Annotated in this window: 11 protein-coding genes; all 11 read left to right on the forward strand. The window is 54.8% G+C overall.

Going from position 1 to position 10,550, the window contains the following annotated elements:
- Window positions 1-118: 118 nt before the first annotated feature.
- The 11 genes from TMES_RS10055 (at window position 119) to TMES_RS10110 (ending at window position 9,803) form a co-directional block, all read left to right on the forward strand.
- Complete coding sequence (locus TMES_RS10055) at window positions 119-358, forward strand: DUF7697 family protein (protein WP_085582001.1); 240 nt, start codon at window positions 119-121, stop codon at window positions 356-358.
- Window positions 345-3,017: a tape measure protein gene (locus TMES_RS10060; RefSeq protein ID WP_085582003.1), complete on the forward strand. Its 2,673-nt coding sequence runs from the start codon at window positions 345-347 to the stop codon at window positions 3,015-3,017. The genes TMES_RS10055 and TMES_RS10060 overlap by 14 nt, the downstream gene beginning before the upstream one ends.
- A gap of 35 nt (window positions 3,018-3,052) precedes the next feature.
- Window positions 3,053-3,637, forward strand: coding sequence for a hypothetical protein (locus TMES_RS10065; protein WP_143589607.1), 585 nt, complete (start codon window positions 3,053-3,055; stop codon window positions 3,635-3,637).
- A complete protein-coding gene (locus TMES_RS10070; protein ID WP_085582007.1) occupies window positions 3,634-4,200 on the forward strand; it encodes a hypothetical protein in 567 nt (188 codons plus the stop codon). Before TMES_RS10065 ends, TMES_RS10070 begins: the two co-directional genes overlap by 4 nt.
- Entirely contained in the window at window positions 4,179-4,640 is a 462-nt protein-coding gene (locus TMES_RS10075) for a DUF6950 family protein (protein ID WP_143589608.1), read from the forward strand. Before TMES_RS10070 ends, TMES_RS10075 begins: the two co-directional genes overlap by 22 nt.
- A 3-nt stretch (window positions 4,641-4,643) precedes the next feature.
- Window positions 4,644-7,253, forward strand: a complete 2,610-nt coding sequence (locus TMES_RS10080) for a phage tail protein (protein WP_085582011.1) — start codon at window positions 4,644-4,646, stop codon at window positions 7,251-7,253.
- Window positions 7,250-7,600, forward strand: coding sequence for a hypothetical protein (locus TMES_RS10085; protein ID WP_143589609.1), 351 nt, complete (start codon window positions 7,250-7,252; stop codon window positions 7,598-7,600). Before TMES_RS10080 ends, TMES_RS10085 begins: the two co-directional genes overlap by 4 nt.
- A 63-nt stretch (window positions 7,601-7,663) precedes the next feature.
- On the forward strand, window positions 7,664-8,254 hold the full coding sequence (locus TMES_RS10090; RefSeq protein ID WP_158091219.1) for a hypothetical protein: 591 nt from the start codon (window positions 7,664-7,666) through the stop codon (window positions 8,252-8,254).
- Window positions 8,255-8,282: 28 nt separating this feature from the next.
- Window positions 8,283-8,621 (forward strand): phage holin family protein, encoded by a 339-nt coding sequence (locus tag TMES_RS10095; protein ID WP_085582017.1) that lies wholly within the window; start codon window positions 8,283-8,285, stop codon window positions 8,619-8,621.
- A gap of 214 nt (window positions 8,622-8,835) precedes the next feature.
- Window positions 8,836-9,414, forward strand: a complete 579-nt coding sequence (locus TMES_RS10105) for a transglycosylase SLT domain-containing protein (RefSeq protein ID WP_211275897.1) — start codon at window positions 8,836-8,838, stop codon at window positions 9,412-9,414.
- Window positions 9,414-9,803, forward strand: a complete 390-nt coding sequence (locus TMES_RS10110; RefSeq protein ID WP_085582021.1) for a hypothetical protein — start codon at window positions 9,414-9,416, stop codon at window positions 9,801-9,803. Before TMES_RS10105 ends, TMES_RS10110 begins: the two co-directional genes overlap by 1 nt.
- Window positions 9,804-10,550: the final 747 nt, after the last annotated feature.

Consider the following 10,550-nt stretch of genomic DNA (forward strand, 5'->3'; position numbering starts at 1 on the left):
CAAATGGCATTTTGGTGGCGGGCCCGATTATTGCGAGGGATGCCGGGAAACCGGTGCGCCCTGTGCTAGCGGCGGGTTTGGCAAGAATGCCGATGGTGAAACCTGCCGGTGCCCTTATGTGGAAAATGAACCGCAAAGCGAGGACGGGTTTGCGGCCTGGGATATTATTTGTGCCGGGCATACGCAATTGCGCGCTGGGGGTATGGGTGGGGTTGTTGGCCTTGATATGCCTGCCCTGATCGAAATGGCGCGGCTGCGTGGATATGACGCGGAAATTGTATCGCGGTTGTTGCCCGATGCCGAACAGGGATTGTTGGCGGCGATTGCGGAAAGGATGGAAAGCGATGGCGGCGAGTGAATCTGTTTCAATCCGGCTTTCCCTGAAAGATGGCGATACGGTACGACGCGCCCTTTTGGGGTTAGGTAAGGATGGGCAGGTCGCCCTTGCACGTATCGAGAAATCCGCACTTTCGGGCAGTACCGCCTTGACCGGGCTGGGTACGTCGGCGCGTAGCGTGATTGGTATTTTAGGCACGTTCGGTGTGGGCTTTAGCGTTGCCCAGATCGCCAGTGGTATTGCCGAGGTCAATACACAGTTTCAGGATATGCAATCGGCCTTGAAGGTTGCGACTGGTTCGGTTACAGCGGCGGACGCAGCATTTGCCAATTTGCGGGTGTTTGCCAAGGAAACCCCGTTTCAGCTTTCGGAAGTAACAACGGCTTTTATCAGGTTGAAAAACCTTGGACTTGATCCGTCAGTTGAAGCGATTCGTGCTTACGGTGATCTTGCCAGTTCGTTTAACGGCAAGTCGGTTATGGATTTTATCGAGGCCGTGGCCGATGCCACCACGGGCGAATTTGAACGGCTTAAGGAATTTGGCATCAAGGCCAGTTCGCAGGGCGATCAGGTTGCCTTTACCTTTCGCGGTGTCACCACGGAAATTGGCAAGAATGCTGCCGAGATCGAAAAATATTTGCAGGATTTGGCGCGCACCAATTTTGGCGGTGCGATGGCCGAGAAAATGCAAAATCTTTCTGGCCGTTTTTCCAATCTGAAAGATGCGATAGATAATCTGTATGTCACCATCGGCGAGGGCGGCGGCATTAACGTAATGGCCGGGGCGCTTAACCTGGCAACTGATGCGGTTAACGGGCTAACGGAAAATCTATCCGGTTTGTCGGATTTGATAGCTCTGGTCGGTGCGGCGGCGGCGGGGCGTTTTCTTGGCCCGATGATTGCGAGTATGGGGCAGGCAGCGGTATCTACTTTATCCGCACGGGCTGCGCTGTTGTTATATTCGACGGAAATGATGCGAACGGCAGGGTTGTCACGGACCGCGGTTGCCGGAACTGTTGCGATGACTGTTGCGATGAAGGGCGCAACCCTTGCTACTCGAGGTTTGTCTTTGGCAATGGCGCTGCTGGGTGGTCCAGTGGGGGCAGCGGTTACTGTTTTGACGGGTGCGATCTATCTGCTTTCGACGACGCAAAGCGAAGCGGAAAAAGCGGCCGACGAACATAAGGCCGCCATCGAGCGGTTAAATACCGTTTTGGAAAGTGGAAACAGTCTGACGTCAAAGGCGGCGGAAAATGCCCGTGCCGAGGCCAAGGAACGCCTTGCGGCAGCCCTGGCAACCAGCGAACAGGCCAAGGCTGAATTAAAGCTGGTGCAGGCGCGTTTAGCGAAGCCCAATCAGAATGGTGTGCTTGGTGGCCCTGTCGGTGCGCAGGCGCGTGAAATTGTGCTGGAAAGCCAGATCAAGCAGGCTGACAAGCAAATCGCCGATTTGAACGATTTGCTTGATAAGCTGAATGGCAAAAAACCGATTGACGCGGCGGGGGATGGTTCGGGAACGGGTGGCGGGTCTGGTGGTTCAAAGGATCAGACCGATAAAATTGCCAAGGTGATTGAAAAGCTGAAATTTCAACAAGATCAGCTTACCCGTACATCCCGCGAACAGGCGATTTTCAATGCCTTGCAGGAAGCCGGGGTTAAGGCCAATGATGCGGCGGCAAGTAAAATTCGCGATGTGGCCGGGGCCTATTACGACGCGCAGCAAGCGATTGCGGAACTGAATGACAGGACGAAGGCCGAGGACGAGGCGCGTGCCAAGATTGATGAAAGCATAGCGGCCCTTGCGCAGGAAAACCGGTTGTTGCAAGTGCAAGGGGTGGAGCGCGAAAAGCTGCGCGCCATTCTGGAAGCCGAGGCCGTTGCCCGTGAGGGAGGCATTGAACTTTCGCAAAAGCAACGTGATCAGATTGGCAAACAGGTGGAGGACCTGGAGCGGCTGCGCAAGGCTGAAGATGCGACCGCCGAGGCGGCCCGCGATGCACGGCAGTTTTCGCGGGATTTTGGTAGTGTTATCAGTCGGTCGTTTGAGGATGCCGTGGTTAGCGGTGAAAAATTCAGCGATGTTTTGAAAGCGCTGGATCAGGATATTGCGCGGATTATTTTGCGCATGGCTGTGACCAAACCGTTGGAAAATGCCGCGTCGGGGTTTAACTGGGGCGGGTTGTTTTCGTCTATCGGATCGTCATTTTTTGGGGGTTCGACTGCGGGCAGTTCTGCTGCTGCCGGGTCGGGGGCTACGTTTGGGAATAGCTATACCGCCGGGATTTATCACGATGGGGGCGATATTGGCCGAGGCGGGCGCAGCCGTATGGTTGGGGCCAGTGCGTTCGATAGTGCCCCGCGCCTGCATGGGGGTGGCAATGTTGGCCTTGCCCATAATGAGCGGGCGATTATTGCGCTTGATGACGAGCGGGTTTTGACCAAAGCGCAGCAACAAAATACGGCAGGCAGTTTGAAATCGCTGGCGCAAATGGCGTTGGGTGGCGGCGCACGCAATCAGGGTGGGGGTGAGAATTTTACATATGCCCCCGTTATTCAGGTTGATGCGCGAAACTCGACATTATCGGCTGGAGAAATCAAGGCCATCGTGAATGAATCGGTGAACCGTTCGGTTGCCAAAGTTCGGGATTTGCAAAAGCGCAAAGGGGATGCCCGTTTATGATTACATATCCTTTGACGTTACCGGTGAAGCCCGGGGTGCAGTCAATTCGATGGAAAAACCAGACGGCTGTTGCACGAACGCGCAGCCCGTTTACTTTTCAAAGTCAGGTGCAGGTATTTCAGGGGCAGGCTTGGGCAGCGGATATCACGCTGCCCAAGCTGCGCAACCGGGACCATGCGGCGGAATGGGCGGCGTTTTTTTTGGCGTTGAACGGGTCGGAAGGCAATTTTCTGATGGGGCCGAAAGATTATTTCGGGCCACGCGGGGTTGCAGCCGGTTCGCCGGTGGTGGATGGGGCCGGGCAGCTTGGTGCGGCGTTGGAAACGTCGGGTTGGTCGGCGGATGTTCCGGGGATTTTAAAGGCCGGGGATTATATCGGTCTTGGCAGTGGTGCCGCTTCGCGCATGCACCGGGTGCTTATTGATACGGATAGCGACGAGGAAGGAAAAGCGAGTTTGTTGCTGTGGCCGCGTTTGACGGCTTCGCCTGCTAACCTTGCCCCGATTGAGATAGAAGCCCCGCAATCGGTTTTTTATGTGCCGGGCAATATTCCTGAAATGGAAAGTGTTCGGATCGGGGTGGAAAATATAACTTTTAGTGCGGTCGAGGTTTTGGCATGACCCGTGACATTCATGCGGATTTGGCGGGGCAGTTTACGGCAGCAAGTCTTAGCCCGTTGGTATTGTGCCAGATTGGCACTGCGCAAGGTGATGTGCGTATGTGGTCGGGCATCGGCAGCCTTGATTATGCGGGTGAAACGTGGCTGGGGGGCGGCGATTTTTTGGGCATATCTGACGTTACCGAAACCGCCGATGTGCAGGCCAATGGCGTGACGTTTTCCCTGTCGGGGGTGTCGCCCGATTTGGTTGATATGGCTTTGCGTCAAATTCGGCAAGGGTTGCCGGCACAAATCCTGATCGCGGCGATGGGTGATGACGGGGCCCTGGTGGGTGAACCTTTGCAGGGTTTTTCTGGCAAAACCGATGTTCCGGTTGTTACCGATGATGCCACAAGTTGCGTCATTGGTTTGACAGCAGAAAATGCGCTGGTGGATTTGGAACGGGCGCGCACGCGGCGCTATACCGATCAGGACCAGCGAGCGGAATATTCCGGCGATTTGGGTTTTGAATTTGTTCCGCGCTTGCAGGAAATGGAAATTTCGTGGGGGCAAGGGCTGGGGTGATGGTGATGAATGCCAAGGCTGTGCGGCGATTGCCGCATTGGGAAATGTTGCTAGAGGGTTGGCATAAGGTCGCGGGAACGCGGCCTTTTTTGTGGGGAAAATCTGACTGTTGCCTTACTGCCTGTGATGCCGTGCTGGCAATAACCGGGATTGACCCTGCTGGCGAATTGCGGGGGCGGTGCCATGACCGGCGCAGCGCCATCCGCGTGATGCGAGATTATGCCGGGGGCGGGGTTGAGTCTACGGTGGTTAAGGCATTTGCCGCCTGTGGGTTTGCTGATGTACCGCCGTTATTTGCGCGGCGCGGTGATTGCGGGCTGGTGCCCAGCGATGACGGGCCAGCATTGGCCGTGTGCATGGGTAAAAATTGGGCGGCACAAGGCAAGGATGGCCTTGTTTATGTGCCCTTGCAAGATGGGCTGCGTGCCTGGAGGGTTTGAAACATGCCACAGGTAGCGGTAGCGGTAGCAGCGGCGGCAGCGGCATCGGCGGCGCAGGCGGCGGCAGCGGCGTTTGTTGCTGGTTGGGTTGCGGCGGTCGCGGGAGCGATTGCGGGCGCAATTGTGTCTTATGCCGGGGCGATGATCTTTGCCAAAAAGCCGAAATCGTCGGGTTTGGCTGATGTTGGCGGCCATAGCCAAATGATCAAGCAGGCGATTACATCGCGGCGAATTGTCTATGGCGAAACGATTGTTTCAGGCCCGATCACCTATTTAACGGTGACAGAAAATAATCGGTATCTTCATATCCTGATTACGCTTTCAGGGCACCCGGTTGAAGAAATAGGGGATGTTTATTTTGGCGATAAGGTTGTTTTGTCCGGGGGTGGTTACGGCGATTTGCAAGGTGAATATCAGGGCTTTGGCTGGCTTTGGAAAGGTGACGGGACCGACGCCGGCGATGAAGTATTGTTGGCAAAAATGCGGTTTTACCATTCAGAATGGACGGTAGAGCATCGGCAACGAGGGTGCGCAAAGCTGTATGTGCGGCTGCGTTGGGATGCCAACCGATATGCAGGCGGCATCCCCCAGATCAAATGCATGGTCAAAGGTAAGAATGATATTTTAGACCCCCGCACGGGCGAGCGGGGTTATAGCAATAATTGGGGGTTGTGCGTTGCCGACTATACCACGATCCAGCTTGGTGTTGGTGCCGCCTGGGATGACCTTGATGCTGACGATCTGATCGCGTCGGCCAATATTAGCGATGAAAATATTCCCCTTGCTGATGGCGGCACGGAAAAACGCTATGTCGTTAATGGCGTGATCGATACCGATAATCCGGTTGGTGATAACCTTAAGGAATTGATCAACCCCGGTGCGGGGCTGGTGGTGAATGCCGGGGGCAAGTGGAAGATATTGGCCGGGGCCTATCGCACGCCAACCGTTGCGATAGATGAAAGCTGGTTAACCGGGGCGATTTCGGTGCAGGCCAGACAGTCCAAGCGTGACACGTTTAACGTGGTGCGCGGGGTTTATGCCAGCAAGGCAACCCTTTGGCAGCCCACCGATTTGCCGGTGCTTAAATCGCAACTATTCATTGAAGAGGATGGCGGGCAGGAAATTCCCGTAGACCGGGAATTTTTGTTTACCGATAGCGTTTCTGCCGGGCAGCGTTTGCAGAAAATTGCCCTGTTGAAAAACCGCCAGCAAGTGCAGGTGGACCTGAAATGCAACCTGTTTTCCTTTCAGGTGACGGTGGGCGATGTGGTTAAATTTAACCGTGAATCATGGGGGTGGGTTGATAAACCGTTTGAGGTGATCCGCTGGAATTTGGCGGTGCGTGATGACGGGGATGTGCCCTATTTCGGGGTGGATCTGACTTTGCGCGAAACCAGCCCGCAAACCTATGACTGGGATGTAGACGAGGAAGTGATTGTAGCGGCCAATGCGGCCAGCACCTTGCCTGGTCTGGGCGATGTGGTGCCACCTAACGGCCTTGATGTCAGCGAGGTTTTATATTCCACCCGTGATGGATCGGGGGTTAAGGCCAAGGCGGTTTTGACCGCCGGGGTATCGCCCGATGCGATGGTGCAAAGCTACCATTTTGAATATCGCGAATTGGGGGTGCTGGAATGGACGGCGTTGCCAGAATCGATTTCGCCGGTAATGGAAATTTTTGACATTGCCCCTGGTGTTTATGATTTCCACGTTGTGGCGGTTAACCGGGTCGGCGCGTCGTCTGATCCGGTACAATTGCGCAAGGAAATCTATGGTCTGGCGGGTAAGCCGCAAGCCCCGAACGGCCTAACGGTTTCGACCAGTGGGGGCTATGCCCTGTTACGCTGGTTGCAATCACCTGACCTTGATGTAAGGCAGGGCGGGCAGTGTCGATTTCGGTGGAGCCCGGCTTTGTCTGACCCGCTGGTGTCGGAAAGTGCAACCATTGGCGACCCGTTGCCGGGCGGCGATACAATGGCAGTTTTGCCGCTTAAAACCGGCTGTTACCTGCTGCAATTTGTCGATAGCAGCGGGACGCCATCGGACGCGGCCTGGGTGGCGTCCGATGGGGCAACGGTGCTGCCATTCACTAATGTTGGCGAGGTGTCAGAGGCCCCGGTTTGGGCCGGGGCATTTGATAATACCGGGGTGGATGATGGCAAGCTGGTATTGGCCGGGGCCGGGCAGATTGATGGCGTTGCCGATTTTGATGCTATTGCCAGCTTCGATGCCCTTGGCGGGATTGTCGCCAGCGGGAAATATCGCCACGCGTCCGGGTTTGATTTTGGCGGCATGGCGCGGCGCAGGCTGGTTGCGGACTTTGAAATGGCTGTTGTTTCGGTGATCGATACAGTTGACCAGCGACCCGGGCTTGTTGATGAATGGGCATCATTTGACGGTGATGTTTCAGGTGAAGGTGATGTAAGCGTGTGGTATCGCACAACGCCCGATGACCCGGATGATGGCGGGGCGGTGTGGTCTGCCTGGCAGCGGCTTGACACAGCGGAAGTGTATTGCCGGGGCGTGCAGTTTGAGGCGCGCCTGTCGGTAACTGATCAATCCTACAATCTGGAAATTTCAACGCTCCGCGTGCGCGCGGATGCTTTGGCGTGAGTGAGGCTTTTGATATGGGCAAGAAAGAAAACGCCGCGACCGTGACGGTCGCGGTGCTGGATAATGACGGCATTTTTTTGGGGATTGAGGAAGTCCCGGAAAATGATGCCGATGGGCGCGTGCAGGTGCCTGCGGATATTGATCTTAAGCCTGGTGCCTATAAATGGCAGGTGGGCGAAAATGCAGCAAATGATGGCCGGTTTATGCCGATTGCGGTGCATTTTCCGGGGGCTGACAAGGCGCTTTATGACACGCTCCGCACCCTGATCGAGGGCGGGGTAATGTCGGTGGTGCCGTCCAGTGTAACAAGCTGGATGGCACAGGCAGCCAAAAAAAATGGGTGGTGATGTAAAATGGGGCAACATGATTATCAGATTTCTAACGGGTCGGGCATCGCCGTTCGCGGTGATGTGAACAATGCCCTTGCGGCCATTGTTACGCAAAATTCCGGCCCTACGGCACCGTCACCCACATATCCCTATATGTGGTGGGCTGACACGACGAGCGGGCATTTGAAACAGCGCAATGCGGCGAATACGGCGTGGATTGATCATGGTCTAATGGCTGATGCGTTTTTGCGAACATCCAGCATTGCTAGTGGTGGTGTTGCTGGGCTGCTGCGCAAAGATGGCGACGGATCGCAACTGACCGGCGTGAACGATGACGTGCAAGAGGCGATTGATCAAATTGCTGGTAGTGGGTTTGCGCAGGGGCAAACATGGCAGGACGTTACTGCATCGCGGGCCAAAAATACCGATTACACAAATGATACCGCCAAGCCCATTATGGTGTCTGTGTCGATCTATAACGCATCGGGGAGCAACAACGTCATTTATTTTATTATTGATGGCGTGTCGGAAATTGCAGCGAAAGACAGTTACGATAATTATCGAACAAATAGTTCAACTGTGGTTATTCCGGTCGGGTCAACATACAGATTTTATGTGGGCAATGCTTCGACGATCCGAAAATGGCACGAATTAAGAGGCCCGGCGGCGTGATGGCCTATGGTGATTAAAGGGGGGTGAAATGAACCATCTACCGCCGGATGTTGGGCAAGATTGGATTTCCGCTGTGCGTAGCTGGGGTGGTGCGCTTGGTATTGCAATGGTGGCGCGGTTATTGTGGCACCAGCGGCTTGTGCGGTTAGGGCAGCGCCGGTTTTGGTCGTGGGAACTTTTGTGGGAGGTGCCAACGGCGGCGTTTAGCGCGATTGTCGGGGCCGGAATTGCGGCCTATTTGACCCTTGACGGGGATCAGTCTCTTGCCGTGATCGGCATTTGCGGATGGCTGGGGCCGCGTGGGGCCGAGGCGTTGGTGGACCGGATATTGCAAACCTATGTAGCAAGGCAATCGCCGAAAGAGTGATTCCGAATGGTTATGTGTTCGGGTGTTTTGTGTGTCGTCAGTCTTTTGGGCTGGCGTTTTTTTTATGTCTGATTTGGGGTGATTATGATGTTGGCTATTATCGGGTCGGGGTTTTTATCCCGTTTGTTGGTCGCTTCGGCGGCCTTTTTTTGTGCCTGGGCGGTGCTTCGGTTGCTGGACCTGGCAACCGGCTTTGATTTTAAACGGTGGGTGAATGATGAAAAAAACGGTCATGGTGTTGGGATTTATCTTGGTTGCCGCATTCTGGCCGTCTGTTTCCTATTCGCAATCGCCATTACCTTCGCGGTATGATTTGAAATTTCGCCAAGCTGCCGGGTGGTACATGCCGGGGGTGGATTGGCGAATTTTAAAAGCGCAGTGCTGGCAGGAAAGCCGCCTTGTGCCGGATGCTGTTTCGCCGGTTGGGGCGCAGGGGCTTTGCCAATTCATGCCCGGCACCTGGGCGGGGATTATTGGCAAAGCCAAATTGCCGCCTGATGCGTCGGCTTTTGTACCGCGTCTCTCTATTGAGGCGGCAGCTTTTTATATGGGTGAATTGCGTGCCGAATGGTCCAGCCCGCGCCCGGAATGGGATCGGCATAGTTTGGCACTGGCCAGCTATAACGCCGGGTTGGGGCATTTGCTGTCTGCACAGCGCAAATGCAATGGGGTGGTGCTTTATGATCGCATTATTGCCTGTTTGCCAGATGTGACAGGGCGGCATTCACGCGAAACAATTAACTATGTCACCAGCATTTGGGGCTGGTACGAAAAAATCAAAGCGGGGTGGTGATGGTGGCATTTATCACGGCGGCGCGGTTCGTATTGGCGAACTGGCGGTTTGTTCTAATCGGCGGCGGCGTTGTGCTGGCCGCCGGTTTTTTGTGGCTCTATCAGGTTCGGCTTGCCAATGCCCGGGCTGATGCTGCACAGGCGCGTTATCAGGTTTTGGCTGACGCCAATGCCGCAAACCTGAAAACCATTGAACGTATGCAGGCGGATCGTGCGGCGGCCGATGCGGCGATGTTGCGGGAACAACAGCGGCGCAAGCAGGCGGAAACAAAATTTACTGAATTATTGAAGGGGGTGAACGATGCGCCAGATGATGGTTGTGTTGGTCCTGCTGTTAGCGGGCTTTTTGACCGCCTGCGCGAACAGGCCGCAAGTGATAACGCGAACTGAATTTATCAAGCAGGATATACCGGAATCCGCTTTTGACTGCGCTGTGCGACCTGCCTTGCCTCAAGAGCCCGACACTGACACTAAGACGGGGATATATATCGTCGGGTTGTTGTCTGCGCATGATAACTGCAAGGGAAAGCTGGCGGCGGTGCGTGCGATTATCAAGGGGACTGATCATTTTTGAAACTCGCCCATTTCAGGCAGGGCTGCGCGGGTGCATCCCTTTTTGCAGGCACCTTTGAGGCAGTCATAAATTGATTTATGACTGATCGGGCAGAAAAACGGGGATTTCTCACGTTCCGGGATGTGGGAACTGGTGCGCGGTGTGGCACCCCGGCCATTGCATTGCGAACAGCGCAGGTTTTTAAGATACGGCCCCATTTTGAAGGTGGGGCCGTGCTTGATCAGCAGCGGTCCAAAATATAGCTTCGCCGAATATCCGCAATGAATGCAGCTGATGTTGCAATGGTCGTCATTCATCGCGAATCCATGCAGAGACGCAAGATTCCAATTGTATTCGCGCCAATCTGCCATTGGCTTGCCTTTCACTTGCCTTAAATGTTCCTGCTTTGTTCTTATTAAGGTGAGGCCGATGAAACGTCAACCTGTTTTCAATCTGGTACACGGTTTGGTACACGTTTTGGTACACATTGGGTGGTTCGATTTAAGTTAATATATTGAAATAAAAAGAATAATTTTTCGGTAAGTTATGCCCCCTAATCCCTCCTTGCCCGCCAGTGATAAAGG

The sequence above is a fragment of the Thalassospira mesophila genome (assembly GCF_002115755.1).
Taxonomy (GTDB): Bacteria; Pseudomonadota; Alphaproteobacteria; order Rhodospirillales; family Thalassospiraceae; genus Thalassospira; species Thalassospira mesophila.

Bases quoted from the DNA above. Each gene is read 5' to 3' on its own strand.
- TMES_RS10060 (WP_085582003.1), top strand. From the start codon at position 345: ATGGCGGCGAGTGAATCTGTTTCAATCCGGCTTTCCCTGAAAGATGGC.
- TMES_RS10095 (WP_085582017.1), top strand. From the start codon at position 8,283: ATGAACCATCTACCGCCGGATGTTGGGCAAGATTGGATTTCCGCTGTG.
- TMES_RS10105 (WP_211275897.1), top strand. From the start codon at position 8,836: ATGATGAAAAAAACGGTCATGGTGTTGGGATTTATCTTGGTTGCCGCA.
- TMES_RS10110 (WP_085582021.1), top strand. From the start codon at position 9,414: ATGGTGGCATTTATCACGGCGGCGCGGTTCGTATTGGCGAACTGGCGG.
- TMES_RS10080 (WP_085582011.1), top strand. From the start codon at position 4,644: ATGCCACAGGTAGCGGTAGCGGTAGCAGCGGCGGCAGCGGCATCGGCG.
- TMES_RS10070 (WP_085582007.1), top strand. From the start codon at position 3,634: ATGACCCGTGACATTCATGCGGATTTGGCGGGGCAGTTTACGGCAGCA.